Origin of the sequence: Micromonospora gifhornensis, from assembly GCF_016863515.1 — a bacterium.
Classification (GTDB): domain Bacteria; phylum Actinomycetota; class Actinomycetes; order Mycobacteriales; family Micromonosporaceae; genus Micromonospora; species Micromonospora gifhornensis.
This window is the reverse complement of record NZ_BOPA01000062.1, coordinates 1-24,565: the sequence shown is the minus strand read 5'-3', so window position 1 is coordinate 24,565 and position 24,565 is coordinate 1. Positions and strand designations below refer to the sequence as shown.

The following is a 24,565-nucleotide window of genomic DNA, read 5'->3' as shown; positions in this document are numbered from 1 at the left end:
GCCCAACCACCACCCGAGACAGGTTCTTATGACACACGGCCTAGTGCTCTGACCACGAAGGTTCGCGGTGTTGGATGACACGCCGTCCGGCTTGGCTGACGGGCGGCGTCGCGGGCTTCAGGCTGTGGCGGTGGCAGAACCCGTGCGCGTCCGGCGGCTCAGTGACCAGGAGGGTCAGCAGCTGCTGAGGATCACCCGTCGTGGTACCGGCTCGCCGGTCCGATTACGGCGGGCCATGGTCGTGCTTGCTTCGGCCGGTGGGAACACGGTGCCGGCGATCGCCCGGCTGGTGCAGGCGGACGAGGACACGGTCCGGCAGGTCATCCACCGGTTCAACGAGATGGGCATGGCCAGCCTGGACCCTCAGTGGGCGGGTGGCCGTCCCCGCCTGATCAGCGACGATGACGAGGCGTTCATCGTCGAGACGGCCAACGCCCGCCCCGAAGCACTGGGGCGGCCGTTCACCCGGTGGAGCGTGCGCAAGCTCGCCGACTACCTCACCGCCCATGCCGCCCGCCGAGTTCGGATCGGGCGGGAACGTCTGCGGCAGATCCTGCACCAGCACAAGATCACCTTTCAGCGGACGAAGACGTGGAAGGAGTCCACCGACCCCGACCGGGATGCCAAGCTGGCCCGCATCGAGTACGTCACCGCGCATTTCCCGCAGCGGGTGTTCGCCTTCGACGAGTTCGGGCCACTGGTCATCCGTCCGCAGGCCGGTGCCGGGTGGGCGCCGTCCGGGCATCCGCAGCGGCTGCCGGCGAACTACCACAAGCTGCACGGCGTCCGGCAATTCCACGGCTGCTACAGCGTCGGGGACGACCAACTCTGGGGCATCGTCAGACGTCGCAAGAGCGCTGCGAACACCCTGGCCGCGCTCAAATCGATCCGGGCTGCGCGTCCGGACGGAGCGCCGATCTACGTCATCCTCGACAACCTCTCCGCGCACAAGGGCCTCAAGATCCGGGCGTGGGCGGCTCAGAACAAGGTCGAACTGTGCTTCACCCCGACGTATGCGTCCTGGGCCAACCCGATAGAAGCCCAGTTCGGCCCGCTGCGGACCTTCGTGATCGCCGGCTCCGACCACCCGAACCACACCGTCCTGACCCGCAAACTGCAGGCCTACCTGCGCTGGCGAAACGTCAACGCACGTAATCCCGACGTCCTGGCCGCCCAACGCCGCGAACGCCCGCATTCGCAGCGAACGCCAACGAGGCTGGCGGCAGCCGACTACACGTGCCGCCTGAGCGTCACGCATCGCCGGTTGCCCGCCCCACCCCGCCAAGCGCATCCAGTAGCCGGTTCCTCGCCTCCTGCAGCCGGCCGGGGTAATCCGGCCTGAACACCTCCGCCAGCGAGGTCTCCAGCGTCCCGGAGATGCGATACAGCGGGGACCAAACTGCCTGGTCGCGATCGACCAACTCGTCGAAATCGGCAGTGCCCATCATCCGGTGAAGCCAGTCTGAGAGCACCAACGCTTCGTCCCGGCTCAGCCTGATCATGAAGTCGTCCTCCGTCACCGCGCCGAGGCTACCGTCCACTCGACACCGTGAACGTTCGTGGTCAAGGCACTAGCTGTCGATGTCACAAGGGTCATAATGCCGCCACAGTTGCCGAAGGAAAGGCGCAAAGCAAACGGTAGTGATAGCGACGAACCGGGCTGCCGCTACCTAGTGCTGAGCAACTGGGGGCCTCTCCCGTTCGACCACCACCAGCATCGGACGCCGGTGGGTTCGAGGAGGAGCCACAGCCCATCGCGGTATGGGTGCATCCCGTCAGGAAGGCCGACCATGCCCTTCTCGCTCTGTCGGGGTGGAGCGGGATCGCCGTAAAGGCGCAGGCACCGGTCGTAGGCGATCGCCTGCGTGACGTGCCCGGTGAGAACCGAGAGCTTGGCGAAGTCGTGGAGACGTCCGTTCGATCGGCTATCGGTCTTGACCTCGATTGCAAGTAGATTTCCAGCCGGACCTGGGTCGCGCCGTCGATGGAAGACGAGGTCCGGGACAACTTTCCGGGCCCGCATCCCCGTGCCAACCAGGGTTTTCGTCACTTGGCCAGCCCGCTCGTAGTCCTGGTCGAGTACTAGGCCGTCCCGCGACAGGTGAGCTAGGTGCCTATCGAGGTAGACCATCAGGCGACCGACGATAGCGCGTTCGGTCGTTCCGAGCAGATTCAAGTCGTGAGTGTAGAGGTCATCCATTGCAGCCTGAACCGCGTCCCAGAGCTGGATGAACGATGGAACGGACTCCTCCATGAGGTTGCCGTCGGTCGGTACTCCAGTCGCACGCCAATCAGCCCTCGGCTGTCCACCGAGTGGCCGCTGTGCTGTCGCCACACTCTCATCTTACGCTGACTCCGACACGCGAAGATCTTCAAGCCACCTCAAGCCCTGGCACCGACTTCGACACACGCCCTAACCGGGGGCCTGCGTCTGGCTGGGCTGCCTGGTCGTGAAGCCCTGACTCGATCGTCAAGGCTGCCGGGGTCGGCGGCCTGGAAACCGAGGATCGAGTGCGAAACCGTCACGCTGGGTCGGCGGAACACGCGTAACGAGTGGCTATGTCCGGTTTGTGGTTGCAGCTTGTGATCGCCCTTTACACCAATCGTTCGGCATCCTTACAGTTCCCGCATCGACTGGCTTGATCACGGGGGTGGCCGGGTGGTTGGCGTCTGCATGGGTGCGATGCGGCGTTGGTGGATAGCGGCGTTGGTGCCGACAATGGTCGCGTCGGCGCTGGCAGCGCCTACCCGTGTCGAGGCAGCGGCACCGAAGCCGGCGGCGGTCTGTGAAGACGAGCAGCCGGATGCCGCTTCGGCGGGGCGGATGGTCGAGGTGTGCGGCCGGCGGGTGGAGATCCTCGCCGAGCGTACCGAGTGGTCGCAGATGTTCCTGAACTCCGATGGGTCGCGGACGTTGGAGCAAACCATCGAGCCGACGCGGGTCCGCAAGGGAAAGTCCTGGGCGCCGGTGGACACGACGCTGAAAGTGTCCGCAGAGGGGGTCACGCCGCGGGCGACGGTGTTGCCGATGCTCTTCTCGACCGGTGGTGACGAGCCGTTGGCCCGGCTTCGGGATGGTGATCGGGAAGTCGCGATGACTTGGCCCGGTCGGCTGCCGACGCCGGAGCTGGAGGGCGCGACGGCGGTTTACCGCGAGGTGCTGCCGGATGTGGATCTGCGGGTCACCGCGCAGCCGATGGGCTTCTCCGAGGTGCTGGTGGTGCGCTCCCGTGAGGCGGCGGCGAGCCCCAGATTGGCGTCGCTGCGGTTCGGCTTGGAAACCAGGGGCGTCACGGTGAGCGCGACCAACTCCGGTGGGTTGGCGGCCCGTGACGGCAAGGGCGCCATCGTGTTCGCCGCACCGGCACCGATGATGTGGGACTCCTCGGAGGCGTCGGAGGCCGATTCGCTGGCCGAGCCGGCGGAGAAGGGCCTGAGCGGGGCGAGCCCGCAGCGCAAGCCGGGTACCGCGGAGCAGCAGCGGCAACTGGATGAGGAAGCGTCGGTTCAGGTGGCGCCGGGCCGGGCAGCGATCCGCGAGACGACACGGCGGGCGGTGATGCCGGTACGGGTCGACGGTAAGGCGATGACGATCGTTCCGGACAAGGCGATGCTGGCCGATCCCAGGACGAAGCTGCCGATCTATATCGATCCGTCGTGGACCGGTGGGATCGCCAGTAACGCGTGGACGTCGGTGTGGAGCAAGCACAAGACGAGTTCGTTCTGGAAGAACTCGTCGGCGTTGAACAACGGCTCGACCTATGGTTCCGCGGGTGCGGGACGTACTGAGGACTGCTCCGGCTGCGCTGACCACGTCATCCGGTCGTTGTTCCGGATGAACATCTCGCGGGTTAAGAACACGAAGGTCACTAAGGCGGAGTTCCGCATCGAGCAGCGACACGCATGGACATGTAGTCCGGCGAGCAACGCGAAGCTGTGGAAGACCGGCGCGATCTCGTCGAGCACGACCTGGAACAACCAGCCGACCTGGCATGGCAGTCGTACGGTCCAGGTGAAGGGAGACCGCAAGCACGGAGCTGCCCACGGCTGCCGAGGCACCGGACCGATCGAGTTCGACGTCACCACGATGGTGCGTGAAGCAGCCGACAATGAGAAGCCCGACCTGACGGTGGGGCTGCGGGCGGTGGACGAGGGCACCAAGAACCAGTGGAAGCGGTTCAACCACTCCTCGCCAAAGCTCGCGATCACCTTCAACACGCTGGCGAACGCGCCGTCGGACCGAAAGTCGGACGGCAAGACCTGCGCGACGGGGGCGTCGCGACCGTATGTGCTCACGACCACGCCGATCCTGTCCGCCAAGCAATCGGACCCGGATGCCGATCAGCAGTCGTTGACGACGTACTTCTACTGGTGGCCGGTTGGCGGCTCCCGCAGCGACACCGACCGGGTCTCACAGGCAGCGGGTAACCCGTTTGCGGTTTCCGGGAGGATTCCGTCGGGGAGATTGGTCGACGGGCGCAGCTATGTGTGGCAGGCCCAAACCTGGGACCGGCAGCATAACGGCAAGTGGTCTGGTACCTGCGAGTTCACCGTCGATGCGACACCGCCACCGCCGCCAGCTGCAGTGAGTTCCACCAACTACACCAGCGACGGCGTGCCGCGCGGCGGTGTCGGCCTACCCGGCACGTTCAACGTGACCGCGCCGACGACGCGTCCCTACGAGGTGAAGGAATACGCCTACAGCCTCGACTCCGGTGTGCTGACCGCGGCGAAGACCGTTGCAGCGCGTACGACGGACTACGGCGCGTCGATCAGCCTGCTACCTCGGCATGACGGTGTGAACATCCTCTACGTGTGGTCGAAGGACCACGCGGGGCGTTTCTCCACCCCCGTGACGTACTCCTTCACGGTACGAGCTGGCTCCGGCCCTGCCGCCGAGTGGACGTTCGAAGACACGGGCACCACGGCCACCGACGACTCCGGCCACGGCAACAGTTTGACCGTCGGCGGGTCCGCCACCCGGGTCACCGGACGGTCCGGGATCGGTACCGCGTTGTCGCTGCCCGGCACGACCGCGGCTACGAGGGCAGGCGCCATCAACACCCCACATCCCGACACCGGGGTGTCCACCCCGGTGCGGACCGACGCGAGTTTCACGATTTCCGCCTGGGCGAGAATCAACTCGACAGCCGATACCGGTGTGCAGACAGTCATGAGCGGTAACGGTTCCCGAAAACCGGCGTACCAACTCGGCTACGTCGGCGGCAACCAGCGATGGCGCTTCACCATGACATCTGCTGACGCCGACAGCGCCGCCTCCGTGAACGCGCACTCCAACGCCGCGCCTGCAGCAGGCAAGTGGACGCATCTGGCCGCCGTGTACGACGGGGCGACCAAGAGACTGACGTTGTATGTCAACGGTGTGGCGCAGACCGAAACCGCGACGTTGTCCGGTGGCTTCAATGCGACAAGTGACTTCTCCGTCGGCCGGCGCACGTGGAACGGAAGCCAGGGCAGCTACTTCGCTGGTCTCGTGGACGACGTCCGGTTCTACAACTTCGCCGAGACCGCAGCCAACATCGCGAAGCTCGCCGTGCCGCTTCCGCCGGCAGTCACGTTTCCCAACGGCAGTGAAGCCACCACAGGTGGACAACTGGCGGTCAGGTTTGATGCCAGGGGAGACACCAACGTCACCAAGTTCCGGTACAGCATCGACGGCACCGGGCTGGGCAGCACCGTCAACGCCACCACCGTCGGCGGTACGGCGACCGTGACCGTCAACGTCGGCAGCGGCCTCGGACCGCGCCCGATATATGCGGTTGCCGTGGACGACGGGAACCGGGTCAGCGGAATGACCACCGACGAGTTCACCGCACGGCCGGCGGCGAGCCTGTCCGGCACGGTGTGGAACGAGTACTTCCTGCCGCAGGCCGATGTGGTGGTGCAGTTACAACCGGGCGGTCACCAGGCCACGTCGGCTGCTGACGGCAGCTATGCCATGACCGGCTTCGCACCTGGCACGTACACGATCACCGCCACGCTCGGCGGCCGATGCGGCCTGTCGTTCAGCGCACCGCTGGAAATCGACGGGCAGGGCACGACATACGACATTCTCCTGGCCGCGTTCCGCGACGACCTCGGACACACCTGCACCGAACAGACGGCCACGTTCACGACGGCATCCGGCGTGCTCGCCTTGACCGGTGACGACGCGGTCGCTGCCGTGGCGTTGCCGTTCGCGTTCCCGTTCTACGGCGGCGCTTACCGTAGCGCCTGGGTGGATACCAACGGTCTGCTGTCGTTCACCGATCCGGGCGGCTCCCACCCGTACACGGGGCAACTGCCGGCTCCGGTGACACCGGCCGCGGCGGTGGCTCCGTTCTGGGATGACCTGGTCGTTGATGCCTCGGCGAGTGTGCGGACCGCGGCTACCGGTACCGGCGCGGGCCAGCGGTTCGTGGTGGAGTGGCGCAATGTGCACCGTAAGGGCAACACCGGTCAGCGGCTGTCCTTCGCGGCGGTCCTCGCTCCCGACGGTACGGTGACGACTAGCTACGACCAGCTCGACAACGCCGCCGAGCGGGGTGCCCACGCGATCGTCGGCATTGAGGCTGAGGACGGTCAGGACCGCCTGCGGTACTCGACCGCCGAGCCGGTGCTGGCGAGCAGCCAGGCGATTACCTTCACTCGCCCGGAGTCGGAGAGCGAGTTGGAGCTGCACAACCTCTCCGGCGCGCTGACCAACGCCGCCGGTGCCGCCGTGGTTGGCGCGACTGTCACCCTCGACCCGAGCGGGGTGAGTACCACGACAGGTGCGGGTGGTGCGTACAGCTTCACCGGCCTGGTCGCGGACAGCTATGCGGTCAGCGTGCAGATGGCGGGTCGGTGTGGCGCGGTGGCTCGTAGCCAGGTGGAGCTGTTCGCTGACGTGGTCCGTGACCTCACGTTGGGTCCTGACTATGGCGGCTTGGGTTACGCCTGTAGCACCGGGGCGTCTGGTTTTGTCTCGGCGTCGACGGTGCTGGCGTTGACCGGTGACGACGCGGTGTCCATGGTCTCGCTGCCGTTCCCGGTGCGGTTCCACGGCGAGTCGTACACCAGCGGGCGGGTGCACACCAACGGTCTGGTGAGTTTCGGGCCGGTGTCGGGTGAGCCGGACACCTGGGTGAACCCGACGCTGCCGACGGTGGCGGCACCGAACGCGGTGGTGGCGCCGTTCTGGGACGACCTCGAGGTGGACGCGTCGGCGAGTGTGCGGACCCAGACGATGGGCACGGCACCGAACCGGTCGTTCGTCATCGAGTGGCGCAACGTCGGTTTCCGACCGACCAACGCGCAACGGATCACCTTCGAGGTGATCTTCCATGAGGACGGGCGGATCGCGTTCCACTACGGTGCGATGTCCACCCCGATCCAGCAGGGTGCCGGTGCGACGGTCGGTCTGGAGAACGCGTCCGGGACGGTGGCGGCGCTGTACTCCTTCCAGGAGGCGGCGTTGACGGCGAACAGTTCGATCACCTACACGCCGGCACCCGCAGGTGCGGTCGAAGGGGTGCTGACCACGGCGGTGACCGGTAACCCGGTGGCCGGGGCGACGGTGACGTTGAACCCGGGCAACCGCAGCACCACCACCGCGGCCGACGGCAGTTACCAGTTCACCGCGGTGCCGGTCGGGGAGTACAAGGTCGCGGCGTCGACCGGCGACAGCCGGTGTGCCGGCCAGTACGCCCGCGAGATCATCAACTATGCCGGCGGCACCTCGGATGTGGACCTGTCGGTGATGGTCGATGGTGACGAGTTCGGCTACAAGTGCACCGCCGGTCCGCGGACCTTCGTGCCCGGTGACGTGGTCGAGGGCTGGCAGGGTGATGAGACGGTGTGGCAGAAGAACCCGCCGTTCCCGGTCAAGCTCTACGGCGAGTCGTACACCTCGGCGTGGATCAGCGCCAACGGGCTGATCAGCTTCAAGGACCCGGCGTACTTCGGGTGGATCGGCTCCTGGCCGGGCACCATCCCCTCACCGGCGGTGGATGGCTCGCCGAACGCGTCCGTCTACGTGCTGTGGGACGACTGGGTGGTCGACTCCGCGGCCCGGATCGCCACCAGGATCAGCGGCACCGCACCGAACCGGCAGTGGGTCGTGGAGTGGCGCAACGTGCACATCTACGGCGACACCAGCACCCGCGCCACCTTCGAGGTGATCTTCCAGGAGAACGGCGAGATCACCCTCGCCTACGCCGACATCGACCCGAACAAGCCGATCGAGCGCGGCGGTGAGGGCACCGTCGGCATCGAGAACGGTGACGGCACCATCGGCTTCCAGTACCTGTTCCGCGAGCCGTGGCTGGCCAGCGGCCAGGGTGTCACCTTCACCCCGAACCCGCCTGGTCAGGGCAGCGTCGCCGGCACTGTCACCTGCCAGGGCAACCCGGTGACCGGCGCGACGGTCGCGGTGGCGGACAAGACGGCCACCACCGCCGCCAACGGCACCTACCAGATCACCGACGTGCCCGCCGGCAGTTGGGCCGTCATCGCCACCGTGCCCAGCGGGACATGCCGAGGCTCGGACGTGCGGCAGGTCGTGGTCGGCACCAACACCCAGATCAGCGCCGACTACCACCTGGGCGCCACGCCCGCCGGTGGCGGCTACCGGCTGGCCGAGCAACCCGTCACCTACACCCCTGCCAACGGCACCGTCCTGTCGCTCACCGGCGACGACGCCTACACCCCGGTCACCCTGCCCTTCCCGGTGAGCCTGTACGGGCAGACCTACAACACCGGTTACGTGGACATCAACGGCCTGGTCAGCTTCATCGACCCCGGTGAGCCGTCACCCGACGCCTGGCCGATCCCCTCGACGGCCAGCCCGGAGGAAGCCAACGCCGCGCTCTACCCGTTCTGGCACGACTGGGTCGTCGACGCCAACGCCAGCGTCCGCACCGCCGTGCGGGGCACCGCACCCAACCGGCAGTACGTCATCGAATGGCGCAACGTCCACTCCTACGAAGACCCCCGTACCCGGGTCACCTTCCAAGCCATCCTCGACGAAGCCGGCGGCTACAGCTTCGCCTACACCGACAACGACGGCACCTTCCTCGAACGTGGCGGCGGCGCCACCATCGGCATCGAAAACGCCGACGGCACTGCCGCGATCCAGTACACCTATCGCCAACCTGTCCTCCGACCCGGCCTGGGCCTGCGGTTCACCGCACCCACCTCGTAAGCCGGCGACACACCGGCTCCCGTTACTCGCCCTGTCGCCCCTCGGACACCCCGGAGGTCACCCGGTGACGCCGAACCGCCCCAGCCACGGCATGCTCACGCTTATCCGCTCCCGTACTCGACGGCGGGTCATCGCCGTCGCAGCCGCCGTCGTGATGGCCGCCGGCCTCCTGCAGGTACCAGAACGGGCCGCGGTCGCCGCCACCTATACCAAGCCGTCCATCACACCGGTACCCGCCGTGCCAGTCACCGACGTCTCGCCGGCCGACACCCCGCAGACGCGCCTGAGCCGGGCCAGCGACAAGCCGGCACCGGTCTGGCCTGCAGCCGGCACCGCCCACATCGCGGTGGCCGCCGATAGCGGACCGGCACTCGGCAAGCCCGGCGGCCTGCCCGTACGGGCAACGGCCAACGACTCGACGATGCGCCGGCTCGGCGCGCCGCCGCGACAGGTCGACATCGAGGTACTCGACCGCGCGACCACGGCCAAAGGCGGGATCAAGGGTGTCCTGCTGCAGGTATCAGCCAAGGACGCGAGCACCGGAAAGCTGAACCTCAGCATCGACTACGGATCATTCGCCACCGCCTACGGCGCCGACTGGGCAACCCGGCTCAGAATGGTCGCCCTACCCGAGTGCGCCCTGGTCACACCTCACCAGAAGCAGTGTGCGGCGATCCCGCTGGCGTCCACGAACAACCTTGCGGCCCGCACGGTGTCCGCCGATGTGAGCGTCACGTCGCAGGCGTCGCTGTTCGCGGTGTCGGCTGCGGCATCAGGTCCCGCCGGTGACTACAGCGCCACCCCGCTGCAGGCATCCTCGACCTGGTCAGCCGGCGGTAACAGTGGCGACTTCACCTGGTCCTACCCGATGCGGGTGCCCCCGGCGCCGGGTGACCTCACCCCGCAGCTCGCATTGGGCTATTCCGCGCAGTCGGTAGACGGTCGGCACGCCGCGAGCAACAACCAGCCGTCCTGGATGGGGGAGGGCTTCGAAGCCTGGCCCGGCGGTTACATCGAGCGCCGCTACCGTGCCTGCGCCAAGGACATGGCGGGTGACGCCAGCAACACCACCAAGACAGGTGACCTGTGCTGGGCAACGGACAACGCGGTGTTGTCATTAACGGGGCACTCCGGCGAACTCATCTACAACGCCAGCGAGCAGCGGTGGCATCTACGCTCCGACGATGGCACCCGGATCCGGCGGGAAACCGGTGCCGTCAACGGTGACAACAACGGCGAGCACTGGGTGGTCACCACCACCAACGGCATCGAATACTGGTTTGGCCGGCACCAACTCCCCGGCTGGACGTCCGGCAAGCCGGTGACCAACTCAACGTGGACGGCTCCGGTCTTCGGTAACCACCCGAACGAACCTTGCCGTGGGGACACGTTCAGCAGCTCGCACTGTAGCCAGGCATGGCGGTGGAACCTCGACTACGTCGTCGACCTCAACGGCAACTCGATCTCCTACTGGTACGGCAAGGAAACCAACCGCTACGGTCGTAACCTCCAGGCCACCGACGCCGCGCTCTATGACCGTGGCGGCTGGCTCGACAAGATCGAGTACGGCACCCGCAGGACCAACGACGTCGACTCGATCTTTTCTACGCCGGCTCCCGTGCGGGTCGACTTCGCCGAGGCAGACCGCTGTCTGAGCAACTGCACCAACCGCGGCGAGCTGAGCTGGCCGGACACCCCCTGGGACAGCGAATGCACGGCGTCGCCCTGCACCGACAACCATGCGATCACGTTCTGGTCCGCCAAGCGGCTGGCCAGCGTCACCACACAGGTCCGCAACGGTGGTGGTTACGACAACGTCGAACGCTGGACCTTCACCCACTCCTTCCCGGATCCTGGAGACGGTACGCGGGCCGGTCTCTGGCTCCAGAAGATCTCCCACGCCGGACTTGTCGGCACCACCAGCACGGTGCCGGACATCGAGTTCACGCCGGTTCAGAAGGCGAACCGGGTGGACGCGATCGGTGATCACTCGCCTGCGATGAACTGGATGCGGATCGCCCGGATCCGCACCGAGTCCGGCGGCACCATCAGTGTCAACTACTCGGCGGCCGACTGCGCTGCCGATCAGCCGAAACCCAGCCCGGCGAACAACAAGCGCCGGTGTTACCCAGTGATCTGGGAGCCCGAAGGCTACAGCTCGCCGGTCACCGACTGGTTCCACAAGTACGTCGTCGACACCATCTACGAGGCGGACAACACCGGTGGCGCGCCACCCCAGGGCAGCCCGCGCATCGTCTACTCCTACAAGTACTTCGACGCCGCCTGGCACTACAACGACGACGACGGAATCATTGACAAGGACGCCAAGACCTGGTCCGACTGGCGCGGATACGGCCGAGTCGAGGTCACCGTCGGCGACCCGGGCGAACAGACATCCACCGAGACCCGCTACTTCCAAGGCATGCACGGGGACCGCGCCTCCACCACCGCCGGTGACCGACGCACCGTCACGATCGACGGCATCACCGACCACGACTACTACGCCGGCATGGTCCGTGAGCAAAAGACCCTCAACGGCCCCGGCGGCCAGACCGTGTCCAGGGTGACCAACGAGCCCTGGGCTTCCGGTGCCACCGCCACCCGCACCATCAACGGCGACACCGTCACCGCCCGTTTCACCCGCATCGCCACCGTCCGCTCCCACACCACACTCGATGCCGGGCGAGGCGAGCGGACCACCCGAGTCACCACCACCTACGACAACCTCGGTATGGCGACGGCAATCGACGACCAAGGTCACGACGGCGTCGACGGCGACGAACAATGCACCAAAATCCAATACACGCCGCGGAACGACAACATCTGGCTGATGGATCGTCCCCACCGGACGCAGACCTACGCCCGCAAGTGCGCCGATACCACCAGCACCCTTACCGAGAACGACGTCATTGGGGAGACCCGCACCTCCTACGATGGCAACTCCTTCGGCACCGCCCCCACCCGCGGCCTGCCCACCCGAACGGAGGAGATGGCCACCTGGAACGGCGGCAACCCCACGTTCACCACCACCGGCCAGGCCGGCTACGACGCCCACGGGCGCATCACCTCCTCGCGTGACGCGATGAACTACGAAACCAAGACCGCCTACACCCCTCTCACCGGCGGTCCAGTCACCTCAGTCAAGATCACCAACGCGATGCTGCACGACACCACCACGACGGTGTCACCGGCCTGGGGGGCGGTCACCAGCAGCATCGACGCCAACGGCAAACGCACCGACCTGGCCTTCGACGGCCTCGGCCGCATCACCAAAGTCTGGCTACCCGACCGCGACAAGGACACCGATCCGGCCAGCGTCGCCATGGACTACCGGATCCAGAACACTGCCGCCAGCTACGTCGCCACCTCCCGGCTCAACGCCGCCAGCGGCTACGTGACCTCATACGCCCTCTACGACGGCCTCCTACGTCCCCGCCAAACCCAAGCGCCGTCCCCCTCCGGAGGACGACTGCTCACCGAAACGTTCTACGACTCGGCCGGGCGAGAAAAGAAGGTCTTCGGGGCCTACCACACGACCGGGAACCCCAGCGGATCACTGGTCACCGCCACCGAACGCGCCCTGGTGCCCACGCAGACCCGCACCGACTACGACGGCGCCGGGCGCGCCATCGCCAGCATCTTCCAGCCGTATGACGCGGAACGCTGGCGGACCAGAACCTACTACGCGGGCGACAGAACCGACATCACCCCACCTGACGGCGCAACCGCGACCTCCACCGTCACCGACGCCCGCGACAGGGTCGTCCAGCTGCGCCAATACCACGGGGCCGCACCCACCCCGACCACCGCCGGCAGCTGGGACACCACCACCTACGCCTACAACCGTAAGGGCCAAGCCGAAAGCATCACCGACACCGCCGGCAACAAGTGGAAGTACACCTACGACCTGCGCGGACGGCAGACCACCACCGAGGACCCCGACCGGGGCACCACCACCTTCACCTACGACAACGCCGGCCGGATAGAAACCACCACGGACGCCCGGCAGAAAAAAATCGCCTATCTGTACGATCCGCTCAACCGTAAGCGCGCCGCCTACGACAACCAGGTCGGCGGCACCATGCGTGCGCAGTGGATCTACGACACCCTCGCCAAGGGTTACCTGACCCAATCCACCCGCTTCCTGCCAGGCGGCGCCAACTACCAGGTCAAGGTCACCGGATACACCGACACCTACCAGCCGGCGGGCACGCAATACATCATCCCCACCTCCGAGACCGGCCTCGGCGGCACCTACAACTACACCAACACCTGGAACCCCGACGGATCTCTCGCCTCACTCGGCCTGCCCTCCACCCGATCCGACCTCGGCGCCGAAACACTGCTGTACAGCTACAGCGACCTGGGGCTGCCCACGACACTCGAGACGCTGACCGGTAGCACCACCACCAGTTACGTCGACGAAACGATCTACAACGCCCTCGGTCAGCTCGACCAGGTCGACCTGCACACCGGCAGCGGCGGACACGTCTGGCAGCGCTTCACCCGCGAACTGGAGACAGGCCGACTCACCGGCATACGCACCGACCGCGACAGCGTCGCCCCCCACACCCTCGGCGACACCCACTACACCTACGACCCCGCCAGCAACATCACCAAGATCGCCGACGTGGCACCCGACCCGGTCGACGACACCCAGTGCTTCACCTACGACCACCTACGCCGACTCACCCACGCCTGGACACCGACATCAGGCGACTGCGCTGCCACCCGCAACGCCGCCACTCTCGGTGGCCCGGCACCCTACTGGCACTCCTGGACGTTCGACGCCATCGGCAACCGGAAGAAGCACAACATCCACACCACCACCGGCGTCAGCACCACCGACTACCACTACCCCGCGACCGGTGCCGCCCGACCTCACGGGCTGACCTCCACCACCGGCGCGAAAACCGGCACCTACACCTACAACGAAACCGGCGACACCCTCACCCGTCCCAGCCCATCCGGCGCCCAAACCCTGACCTGGGACGCTGAAGGTCTCCTCGAAACCGCCACCGACACCACCGGACAGACCCGCTACGTCTACGACGCCGACGGCAGCCGGATCATCCGCCGTGACCCCACCGGCGCCACCCTCTACCTCCCCGGCCAGGAAATCCGCTACACCAACGCCACCAGCGCGAACACCTGCACCCGCTACTACAGCCACGCCGGCAGAACCGTCGCCTCCCGCGCCGCCAGCGGACTCACCTGGCTCACCGACGACCACCAGGGCACCCAGACCACCGCCATCGACAATGTCACCCAGGTCGCCACCACCCGCCGCCAAACCCCCTACGGCGAACCGCGTGGCAGTAGCCAACCCGCATGGCCCAATCTCAAGGGATTCGTCAACGGAGACACCGAACCCACCGGCCTCACCCGCCTCGGCGCACGCCACTACGACCCCGCCATCGGCCGATTCATCTCCGTCGACCCCATCCAGGACATGGCCCAGCCGCAGCAATGGCACGGCTACTCCTACGCCAACAACAACCCCATCACCTTCAGCGACCCCAGCGGCCTCTACGCAACCGGCGACAACGACGGACACGTCCGCGACATGAGCCCCAAACGCGGCGTGCACAAAGTCGTCGACTACACCCCGAAGGTCAGAGACTCAACCGAGCCGCGGCCACCCATCGTCATCGTGAGCACCCCGAACTACAAGGTGACCGTCGAAGACGACGGGAAGGTGTACGTCAACACGTACCCAGTTCCTCCAGGCATCAGTGGCACCAAGGTCGCCAAGCTTCTCGGAGACTGGTGCGATGCCGGCGGGTTCCAGTGTGAAATCAATTTCTACTGCGGTGCTGACTCTGCCTGCGATGAAATCTACAAAGACCAGGGAGCGGTCAATGCTCTCTACAGCATCTGCAGTACCGGAGAATGCGGCCACTCTGTTCGCATCGCGATATCCGACGACAACCACATCGTCAATCTCCTAGCCGAGGGCATGTTCAACGGCGGAAGTGGAGCAATGCCGGGCGCAAGAGGGAGCATGGCTGGGGCAGGCGGCCGAACTGGATACAAGGCGAAACTAAGCGGCTGCCAGGGCTCCAATAGCTTCACGGCCGGAACTCATGTCCTGATGGCGGACGGCACCACCAAGCCGATCGAAGACGTAAAGGTTGGCGACCTCGTACTTGCCGCGGATCCCGAAAGCCGCGAGACAGGTGAACGGCTGGTAACGCATGTCATCAACAGCGACGGACCAAAGGAACTCGTCGCTATCACCATTGCCGCCCGCTCGCAATCCGAACCCGCCGACGAGATCGTCGCTACCGGGAACCACCCGTTCTGGGTCGAAAAACTCTGGCGGTGGGTAGACGCCAAAGACCTACGCCCAGGCGACCTGCTCAAGACCTCAGCCGGCACCTACGTCCAAGTCACTAGGCTGCGGGCCTGGAGCCAGCCGCAGGCCGTGTACAACCTCACCGTCGCCGGCATCCACACGTACTATGTGGTTGCCGGTGGCGTGCCGGTCCTGGTGCATAACTGCCCGATGGCAGGAGGCAAGGCGATCCAGGGTATGAAGATGCCTAAAGCTTTCGGAGGCGTAAACCTGGAGCATACAAAGTCTGGTCATATGGCCGGAGGTCATCGGGTGAACGCGGGGAAAGATCTCTGGCCGGCCGGAACGACGGACGCGCAGATTGTCTCTACTGCGGAGCAGGCGTTCAAGAATAACCCCAGGATCACCGGCTATGACTCGCAAACCAACATGCTTAGAGCGCAATCGACGGTGAATGGTCAGGTTTACGAGATGATGGTCAATAAGGGGACGGGAGAGGTTCGTTCAATTTATCCAAAGGGTGGCAGGCGATGATTGCGCTGGTATTCAAAGACTTCGAGTTGCTTCATCGGCCGATACCAAAATCGCCGTCCGGGAGAGCATGGTTCGTCTTGGATGGAGTAAGCTTCCCGGGGGAGGATTGGTACGACTTTCCACTCTCGATGCTCGGCTCTGCGTTCGACGCTTACCTGGAGTTGATGCGGGGTGAGCCTGAGGCGGTATCGTTTGTCTTCGATGGTCCGTTTAACTTGAATTACCGTCGTTCCGTTTCTGCGCCTGAGGTGTCGGTAAAGATAAGCGCCTACTCCGAAGATGGCGAACTCGGGCAAACTTTGAAAGCTGAAACTGAGGTTGCCCTGTCTGAGCTGAGAAATGCTCTAATGAAATCAGCGGAGCTGATGGCGGTGGCGCTGTCTTCCGTTGAGGGTGCAGATGGCGTGAACTCACGTATTGTTGCCCGCATTTTAGGGGAGCTCAAACGGGACCCGCATTAGTCGCCACTGCGTGGGCGGCGTGAACGCCGCGTAGGAGGCCGAGCGAGCCAGACAAGATTTCCTATCATCCGCTTTGGGTTGCCGTCCGTGCCCTGGGCGGCCTCGTCCACGCCAGGTGGCCCGCCTGTCGTCACAGTCAGCGTTGCTCCAGATCACACTCAAATCGTCGGGCGCCTGGCAAATCGGGGCGCCGCGGACCGGGAACTGCGGGGATCGCGGCTGCTCGGTGGCTGCTCGGGCGACGGGGAACTGACGCGGATGAACCGTTACCCGCGCGGACCCGACCGGAGGCGCGGAACCCGCCTTTCATCGGCGAAAGTGAATTCCGGCGTCGCCACCACGTAGGCCTGCATGAACGCAACCGAATGGGGGCGGACTGTCGGGCTTGCGATCGGACGCTTTCGGTTGAGTGCTGGTCGTAGAGGTATGCGCTCGTGGCTTGGCACTACGGATCAGAAGGTTAGGGGTTCGAGTCCCTCGGGCGCGCAAGATTATAAGGCGTCTGACCTGCGGAAGTGTGGGTCAGACGCCTTTGTGTTTCTGTCCCTTGTGGTCGGTTGGGTGCTCGGAGGGTGCTCGTGCGACGAGCGTCCCCTGCGTCCCGGCGGGTGCCGGTCAGTCCGCGTGCGTTTGGGCGGCGGTTCGGGTCGTTGTCCTCCTGTTCCCGAATGCTGGGATGTCGTGCGGCGCGAGTGGGGCACGGCCGTTGCGATCCGCCTCGATCCCGGCGACCGCGTTGTGGTCTGCGTGCCGTATGGGTCTTGGTGGGTCGGGCCCGGACGGTAGGAGCTGTGCAGCCGGCGGCAGGGGTTGTGGCCGTACCCGGGTTAGGAATCTGAGCTCTGCGCGTCGTGTGGTGCGAACGGGATCGGGCATGGGGTTTGTCGAACCGGGTCGCCTTCCGGATCGCTACCGAGACGCGGCGGGTCGGCTGTTTGCGCCGAGGGCGAGGCCACGGACTACCGAACCTGTGGCGGCAGGCCATCCGAGGCGGCAAGTGTCGGCGTACGGGTTCTGGTGCAGAGCCATGTACGCCAAACGTGCAGAGGCCTGGGCGAGTGGCGCTGGGGGACCTTGCGGCGCCGGTCGCCTCGGCGACGCACATAAGTTGCTCACGTTTAGTAACCGATGGGCGTGGGCTGGCGCCCGCGTCGCGGTATGAGCGCCTTTCGATCATGCTTACCGGCGCCGGCGCCGGCGCCGGCACGGCATCAGGCTCTGCGCGTTCGCGCACACCGCACTCGCTCGGGTGGCGGTGTGAAATGTGTCACATCTCAGCCCTGTTCGTGCATGTCGTTTGACCAGGTCACAGCGCAGACATGAACAAGGCACTCGGGTTTGCGCTGAGCCTGCGGTGTCGCGCGACGATGGCGCGGTCCCGCAAGCGCGGTGCCATAGCGTCGGGCATGCCGCAGTCCAGGCTTCCGACGATCGCCCGCCGTATCCAGCCGAGACAGAAGGAGAAGCAGATGACGATCCTGGTGACCGGCGCGACCGGCTCGGTGGGCCGGCTCGTGGTCGAACGGCTCGTCGCCGCCGGTGTACGGGTGCGGGCGTTGACACGTAGCCCGGACGCGGCGCGGCTGCCGGACGGCGTCGAGGTCGTCGCGGGCGATCTCGCCGACCCCTCGACGCTGGTGTCCGTGTTCGGTGGGGTACAGCGCATGTACCTGTTCCCAGTCCCGGCGACCGCACGCGGCGTCGTGGTGGGGGCGGTTGACGCCGGAGTGCGGCACATCGTCGTGCTGTCGTCCGGTGCCGTCACCGCTGGCTTCGACACCGACTTCCACTTACCGGTCGAGCAGGCTGTGGAGGCGTCAGGCGTGGCGTGGACACATGTGCGCCCGGGCGAGTTCATGCTCAACAAGCTCTCGCTGTGGGGGCCATCGATCCGGGCCGAGCGGGTGGTCCGGGAACCGTTCCCGGACACGGCGTGGTACCCGGTGCACGAGCACGACATCGCCGACGTCGCGGTCACCGCACTGCTGCACGCCGGCCACGCCGGCCGCGTGTACGACGTGAACGGCCCCCAACTCATCAGCAACCGGGACCAGGTGCGTGCCATTGCCGAGGCGATCGGCGAGGACATCCGGCTGGAGGTCGTGACCCCGGGCCAGGCCCGACAGCACTACCTCAGGCAGGGAGGATTCGCTGCCGCCAACGCCGACTTCCTCCTTGGCTTCGAGGACTACTCCGGCAACGACACCACCCCGACCCCCTCCGAAGCATTCGACCCGGCGTCGGCCGGACCGCTACCTACGGCTGAGCAGGTGACCGGACGCCCGGCAAGAACGTTCGCGGCGTGGGCGCACGATCACGCCGACGACTTCCGCTGAACCGCGCCCGTCAACCCAAACCGCAACACCCACACACTTACCGCGGCCATGAGAGTAAGCCGGCGGGTCGACCAACATGACTGACTGTAATTGCTTGTTGCAGAGCGAGCTCGGTTGCGAGCCGCAGCTTAATTCGCGAGTGTCGATAGCTGCCGTGTATCCGGTGGCGTACCCGGCTCTGCACTCGAAGCCGTACGCCGACAGCAAGGGAGGTGAACTCATGCTCCGCAGCGGAGACGCCGTCGCCACCGCGAAGCTCCGCTCGGAACCCACCTCGATCTACAGCCGCGTCGCCGAACCCGGTGGACGGTACCTGGGCCTGGCTCCGCGTCCGAGTTCCATAACGGCCCGTAACGTTTTTCAATCAGTCAGGTGAAACCGGATCCCGCTACGACCGTCACCTACGACGTCGGACAACACCGGGCGTTCCTGTCAACCAGGGAACGCGGCAGGAAAGTGCTTCACGACCTAGAGGACCGCATCCCACCGGGCACCAGCCTTCTTGTCATCGACTTCACCAAGGTCGAGGCCATGACCGTCAGCTTCACCGACGAGTTCCTCCGCAAGTACTAATCCACCCTCGCCACCCAGGACGACGGCCCGACCTCCGTGCTCGTGACTGGACTCAACAACGACACCCGCGAAACGATCGTCATCGCCTTCGAACGCCGCGAACTTATCGCGCTCGAGCGACTCGGTGATGACCTTGCACTACTGGCGGCGTCGGAAGTTCTCTCGGACACCTTCAAGCTCGCCAGGGAGCTAGGCACCTTCACCGCGACGACGGTCGCTGAACAACTGCGCATCACCGCGCCAAATGCAAACAACCGTCTCAAACGCCTCGTCGCGGCTAGAGCGCTCGTCCGGCGGTGCGGAGTCGCCGAGCGGGGCGGCAAGGAATTCACCTACTCCGTACCCGAAATGGCCTGCACGCGCGAGGAGGCGGTCCGCGGCCCAGCCCAAACCCGCCATTCGAGGTCGACGGAACCTACGCGCGACGGAAGTTTCGTTGATGTCCGAACATCGGAACCCGACGCGTAGGCAGCAGCAAGGGGCTGCCCGCGGCTCATGGCCCACCGAGCCACGAACCGGCCTGCCCCGCGCCGTGGCGGCCCGGCAGGTGCGGGTGGTCTTCGCCAAGGTCGCCGAGTCCCAGGCCCAGATACTTCACACTCGTGTCCCTGATGAGACCTTACGACGAGACGCGCCGCGAACAGGGCAACCACGCCCACAGGGTCCGGCGTCTACGCATTCGCGGCCGCCCTGTCTCCCACCTGCTATAACGCATTCGGACCGCCTTGGACCGAGCTGGACTGGGCTAGACGAGTCGCCTTATGCATTGAAGCATGCGACTACTAGCCAGAAGGCGTCGAGTCCAAGTCAAATGGGCAGGGAGAGCCCTGCGCCCTCTGTCTTGGTCCTACCAAGGCCGCCTTGGGCAGACCCCTGTTGCTGATCTTCAGCAACAGACCACAGCAACGCCCTAAAGCGACAGGTCAACGTGGGGAAAAGCTAAAAGCTGCAGGAAGTCAGCCTGCGTAAATGGGCATAGACCAGTCTTAGGAAACCGATGCTCTATCCCCTGAGCTACGAGGGCGCGAGGGCCCAGTCTAACGGCCTGCGGGTTGACCCGGGGTGGCAGGGAGTGGCCTGCGTTGACCTGGGTTGTCCTGTGATGACGCGGACGCGGGGCCAGCGTTGGGTGGGGCGGTGGCGGGCGAGTCGTTGTCGGGAGTTCTCTGGGCTGACTCTGGTGGGGTTGGGTCGCCATATGCCGTCGAGGCCGTGTGGTGCGCAGACGGCGATGTGGTCGTGCGCGTCGAGGCGGATGGCCACGCGGTGGCGTATTCGGGCTAGGTGGCGACTGCTTGGGCGATGCTATACGCAACGGTGGCACCGGGCCGCCGCCGAACTTCGCCGGATACCAGGCGTGTACGACGGCTTGGTTCGTCGCTTCCCATGGTGGCTCCGGCCAGGCCGCTACCAGCCGTCTGGTGGCGCGGTATGTCGCCGCTGACCCGTCGGGTCGAGGCAGGCGACGTCGACAAGGTGGTGCTCACCGAAGCCAGTACCGTCGAGGACCTGAACACCTGGCTCAATGCCGACCTGCTGCGGCGGCTCTGGCCCGCCCTGTAGCTGCCACCCCAGCTCCGCCAGCACTGGGAGGACGCCTTCCCTGAACTCGCCGCGACCCGCAGCAACGCGACGTAGCGGTGGACCCCTTCCACGAACCGCCCCGTTCGCCTGGCCCGCAGATCGAACATCAAACAGCCGCGTATCGAACTCTTCGGGTGCCGCAAATCGAAAGCAAGGGGCCTCGCGGATCGGAAGTGCGGCGGTTATGATGACGCCGTGCCCACACCGCGTCTGATCCCCCGCCACGCTGCCGCGCAGGTCAACGCTGCTCTGGCGGACACCCGCGTCGTCTTGATCAGCGGGGCACGCCAAGCGGGCAAGAGCACGCTGGTCCGCCTCGTTGCCGGCGATCGTCTGGCCGAGCGCCGCGATCTTGATCGGGCTCAGGACCGGGCGGCGGCGATCGCCGATCCGGTCGGGTTCGTGGACTCCTCCGAACTCCTGGTCATCGACGAGATCCAGCGCGCTCCGGAGCTCCTGTTGGCCATCAAGGCTGCCGTCGACGAGGATCCCCGTCCTGGCCGGTACCTGCTCACCGGATCGTCTCGGCTGTTCGGCATGGTGGCTGCGCCGGACGCGCTGCCCGGTCGGATGGAAACCGTCGAGCTCTGGCCATTTTCCCAAGGTGAACTCGACGGAGCCCTGGACGGATTCATCGACGCCGTCTTCGCGCTCGGCCCGGACCTGCGACACGAGTCGGACGTGACCCGCGCCGATTACGCGGCCAGGATCGTGCGAGGCGGCCTACCCGAGGCCACCGCCCGCACCGACCCGCGCCGCCGCCAACGGTTCCTCGACGCCTATGTCCAGGCGCTCATCGACCGCGACGTCCGGCAGTTGTCCGACATCCAGCACAAGGGCGAGCTACGCAGGCTGGTACGCCTCCTCGCGGCCAGGTCCGCGACCATCATCGCCGCGAACTCCCTCGAACCCGCCCTCGGACTGAGCCGGCCGACGATCGTCCGCTACCTCCAGGCCCTGGAAGAGATCTTCCTGATCAAACGGATTCCCGGCTGGTCCCGCAACCTCGGCACCCGTGCCACCGCCGCGCCAAAGCTGATCTTCGTCGACTCGGGCATCGCCGCCAACGAAATCGCGACCGACGCCCGGGCACTGCTCCGGCCGGGCGCACCGTTCGGGCCGCTGCTCGAGTCATTTGTGCTGTCCGAGCTGTCCCGGCAGCTCACCTGGTCCGAGCAGTTCGTCGACCTGTCCCACTATCGCGACCAGAGCAGGTACGAAGTCGACGCGGTGCTCGAGAACCGAGCTGGTCAGGTGGTCGGGATCGAGGTCAAAGCAGCCAGCACCGTCGGACCCGACGACTTCCGCGGCCTACGCCGACTCGCCGACCGCCTCGGCGACGACTTCATCGTCGGCATCGTCCTCTATACCGGAACCGCCACGCTGCCGTTCGGCGACAGACTCCGCGCCATGCCGGTCAGCGCCCTATGGCAGGTTTCCACCTCGACAGCAGACTGACCTCGCTCGCAGGCCGCTCCCCAGCCGCCATGGGAGTGGGCATGCACCTCAGCCGGGCGAGGGCGGTGGTGTGGCGGCCACGAGCAGGACGAGTTCCCGGACCAGGTCGTCCAGGGACTGACCGGTCTGCGCGCGGACCAGTCCAAGGGCAAGGTCGGCCAGGAGGTAGAAGCCGAGCGTGCAGGCCTGGTCGGTGTCGAACGAGGCCAGCAGCGCCTCCGCGCCGGCGAGGTCACCGCGGTGACGGGCGGCGATGACCCCGGCGGCACGCTGCACGAGGTCGGCGGCGACCGGAACCGGGCCGGTCACGCCGGTCAGAGCTTCGGCGTCGCGGCGCGGGGGGCCTCGAACCGGGAGGTCACGTCGGCCCAGTCGACGAGATTCCACAGCCGGTCGACGTAGTCCGGGCGTACGTTGCGGTACTGCAGGTAGTAGGCGTGCTCCCAGGCGTCGAAGACCAGCAGCGGGGTGGAGCCCTGCCCGACGTTGCCGTGGTGGTCGTAGACCTGCTCCACGATCAGCCGCTGCCCCAGCGGCTCCCAGGCGAGGACGCCCCAGCCGGAGCCCTGCACGCTCTTCGTAGCCGCGGAGAGCTGGCCGGCGAAGCCGTCGAATGAGCCGAAGTGCTCGTCGATCGCGGCAGCCAGCTCACCGTCGGGGCGGTCGCCGCCGTGCGGGGACAGGTTGTTCCAGAAGATCGAGTGCAGTACGTGCCCGGAGAGGTTGAACGCGAACGTCTTCTCCAACCCGACCAGCGCCGCGAAGTCACCCTTGTCCCGGGCCTCGGCCAGCTGCTCCAGGGCGTCGTTGCTGCCCTTGACGTACGCGGCGTGGTGCTTGCTGTGGTGCAGCTCCAGGATCTCGCCGGACATCGCCGGCTCCAGCGCACCGTAGTCGTACGGCATGTCGGGCAGAGAGTAGACCCACCAGCAACTCCTCACACCATCGTCGTCGCAGAGTGTGCTCCAGCTCGTCGCACGACGGCTGCCGGGGTCCTGCGGCCGCCACAACGAGAACTCGTGGAATGCCTGTTCTCCCGGTCTGAACGCCTTCCGGGTGCGACATCACGAGGCGGACTCCGGCCAGGCCGAGGGTCAACGAGCGTAGGAACGCCAGCCAGCCGGAGCCGTCCTCGTCGGAAGCGACGTCCAGGCCCCACACCTCGCGTTGGCCGTCGACGGCGGTCGAGGTGTTGGCCGGGGCGGCGGCTGTGGGCGTGGGGCGTGAGTGGTTCAGATGATGACGCGGATACCGGGCCAGCGTTCGGTGGGGCGGTGGCGGGCGAGTCTTTGGCGGGAGTTCTCTGGAGTGACTCTGGTGGGGTTGGGTCGCCATATGCCATCGAGGAGGTCGTCGAGGCCGTGTGGTGCACAGACGGCGATGTGGTCGTGCGCGTCGAGGCGGATGGCCACGGCGGTGGCGTACTCGGGCCAGGTGGCGACCGCTTCGGCGATGCTGCGCAGGGGTGACACCGGGCCGCCGCCGAATTTCGCCGGATACCAGGTGTGTACGGCGGCTTGGTTCTTTGCCTCCCATGGTGGTTCCGGCCAGGCCGCCACCAGCCGTTGCGTGGCGCGGTTGTCGTTGTCGCGGCTGAGGTCCGTCGGGTCGAGGAAGACGACGTCGACGTCGCGTACCGATGACGGGTCGAAGCCGTTGCCGTACCGCTCGGCCCAGACGAGGTCACGGATGGTGCCGGCGCCGATCCAGGCGTCCGGCAGGGCGGAGTCCCGCACAGTGTCCAGCGCCCGGATCAGCCACGGGCTACGCCGAACAAAGTCCCGCAGTTCGTCTTCCCGCAACGCATCCCCTGGATCGTCAGCCAGGCGGGCCGCGATCACCCTCTACAACCCGCTGGAGTCAGCATGCCGGAAGACGCCGAGCCGGTGGAGCAGGGACGCCCGGTGCTCGACTCTCTTTGGAGAACGTCCTGGCCGCCGGATCGCCATCATCGCGATTGTCGGTCGGACTCGGTGAGGAGCGATTCCCATTCCTTCGCCAAGGCTCGATTGATTCGATGGTCGCGGGCGATGGCTTCCTTGCACCAGGCGATGGTGGCGGGTGCCATGGCGAGGATCTGGTTGTAGTTGAGGGCGGCAGGGTTCATGCCGAACACCAGACCAGTCTTGAGCAGTGT

General features: G+C 66.3%; 13 protein-coding genes and 3 pseudogenes. 8 read left to right on the top strand and 8 right to left on the bottom strand.

Annotation, left to right across the window (positions count from 1 at the left end; genetic code table 11):
- Window positions 1-130 precede the first annotated feature (130 nt).
- Window positions 131-1,247 (top strand): annotated as a pseudogene (locus tag Vgi01_RS28755) (IS630 family transposase).
- 3 nt (window positions 1,248-1,250) lie between these two features.
- Here Vgi01_RS28755 and Vgi01_RS31310 read toward each other — a convergent pair.
- Both Vgi01_RS31310 and Vgi01_RS28745 read right to left on the bottom strand, forming a co-directional pair.
- A complete protein-coding gene (locus tag Vgi01_RS31310; protein ID WP_204293145.1) occupies window positions 1,251-1,520 on the bottom strand; it encodes a hypothetical protein in 270 nt (89 codons plus the stop codon).
- A 146-nt stretch (window positions 1,521-1,666) separates the two neighbouring features.
- Window positions 1,667-2,335, bottom strand: coding sequence for a hypothetical protein (locus Vgi01_RS28745; RefSeq protein WP_204293144.1), 669 nt, complete (start codon window positions 2,333-2,335; stop codon window positions 1,667-1,669).
- Window positions 2,336-2,659: 324 nt separating this feature from the next.
- On the opposite strand from Vgi01_RS28745, the gene Vgi01_RS28740 reads away from it, so the two are divergent.
- The 5 genes from Vgi01_RS28740 (at window position 2,660) to Vgi01_RS28720 (ending at window position 19,854) form a co-directional block, all read left to right on the top strand.
- On the top strand, window positions 2,660-9,184 hold the full coding sequence (locus tag Vgi01_RS28740) for an NIDO-like domain-containing protein (RefSeq protein WP_204293143.1): 6,525 nt from the start codon (window positions 2,660-2,662) through the stop codon (window positions 9,182-9,184).
- A gap of 91 nt (window positions 9,185-9,275) precedes the next feature.
- On the top strand, window positions 9,276-16,016 hold the full coding sequence (locus Vgi01_RS28735; protein ID WP_204293146.1) for a polymorphic toxin-type HINT domain-containing protein: 6,741 nt from the start codon (window positions 9,276-9,278) through the stop codon (window positions 16,014-16,016).
- Complete coding sequence (locus tag Vgi01_RS28730; RefSeq protein ID WP_204293142.1) at window positions 16,013-16,477, top strand: hypothetical protein; 465 nt, start codon at window positions 16,013-16,015, stop codon at window positions 16,475-16,477. The genes Vgi01_RS28735 and Vgi01_RS28730 overlap by 4 nt, the downstream gene beginning before the upstream one ends.
- A 1,469-nt stretch (window positions 16,478-17,946) precedes the next feature.
- Window positions 17,947-18,813: an NAD(P)H-binding protein gene (locus Vgi01_RS28725; protein ID WP_203224576.1), complete on the top strand. Its 867-nt coding sequence runs from the start codon at window positions 17,947-17,949 to the stop codon at window positions 18,811-18,813.
- Between the two features lie 615 nt (window positions 18,814-19,428).
- A complete protein-coding gene (locus Vgi01_RS28720) occupies window positions 19,429-19,854 on the top strand; it encodes a hypothetical protein (RefSeq protein WP_204293141.1) in 426 nt (141 codons plus the stop codon).
- 546 nt (window positions 19,855-20,400) lie between these two features.
- Here Vgi01_RS28720 and Vgi01_RS30960 read toward each other — a convergent pair.
- Entirely contained in the window at window positions 20,401-20,649 is a 249-nt protein-coding gene (locus Vgi01_RS30960) for a nucleotidyltransferase family protein (protein WP_239089217.1), read from the bottom strand.
- A 168-nt stretch (window positions 20,650-20,817) separates the two neighbouring features.
- On the opposite strand from Vgi01_RS30960, the gene Vgi01_RS31210 reads away from it, so the two are divergent.
- Together Vgi01_RS31210 and Vgi01_RS28710 are read left to right on the top strand one after the other, a co-directional pair.
- Window positions 20,818-20,949: a hypothetical protein gene (locus Vgi01_RS31210; RefSeq protein WP_275412588.1), complete on the top strand. Its 132-nt coding sequence runs from the start codon at window positions 20,818-20,820 to the stop codon at window positions 20,947-20,949.
- A gap of 216 nt (window positions 20,950-21,165) precedes the next feature.
- On the top strand, window positions 21,166-22,428 hold the full coding sequence (locus Vgi01_RS28710) for an ATP-binding protein (RefSeq protein WP_204293140.1): 1,263 nt from the start codon (window positions 21,166-21,168) through the stop codon (window positions 22,426-22,428).
- A gap of 48 nt (window positions 22,429-22,476) precedes the next feature.
- On the opposite strand, the gene Vgi01_RS28705 is transcribed toward Vgi01_RS28710, so the two are convergent.
- The 5 genes and pseudogenes from Vgi01_RS28705 to Vgi01_RS28685 form a co-directional block, all read right to left on the bottom strand.
- Window positions 22,477-22,737 (bottom strand): superoxide dismutase, encoded by a 261-nt coding sequence (locus Vgi01_RS28705; RefSeq protein ID WP_204293139.1) that lies wholly within the window; start codon window positions 22,735-22,737, stop codon window positions 22,477-22,479.
- Window positions 22,738-22,742: 5 nt separating this feature from the next.
- Window positions 22,743-23,369 carry a superoxide dismutase gene (locus Vgi01_RS28700; RefSeq protein ID WP_275412587.1) on the bottom strand — a complete coding sequence of 209 codons (627 nt, stop codon included), beginning with the start codon at window positions 23,367-23,369 and terminating at the stop codon, window positions 22,743-22,745.
- Window positions 23,370-23,487: 118 nt separating this feature from the next.
- Window positions 23,488-23,604, bottom strand: a pseudogene (locus Vgi01_RS31650) (transposase); the annotation flags it as partial.
- 56 nt (window positions 23,605-23,660) lie between these two features.
- Complete coding sequence (locus tag Vgi01_RS28690; RefSeq protein WP_204293137.1) at window positions 23,661-24,230, bottom strand: nucleotidyltransferase family protein; 570 nt, start codon at window positions 24,228-24,230, stop codon at window positions 23,661-23,663.
- 146 nt (window positions 24,231-24,376) lie between these two features.
- Window positions 24,377-24,565: pseudogene (locus tag Vgi01_RS28685) on the bottom strand (hypothetical protein); the annotation flags it as partial.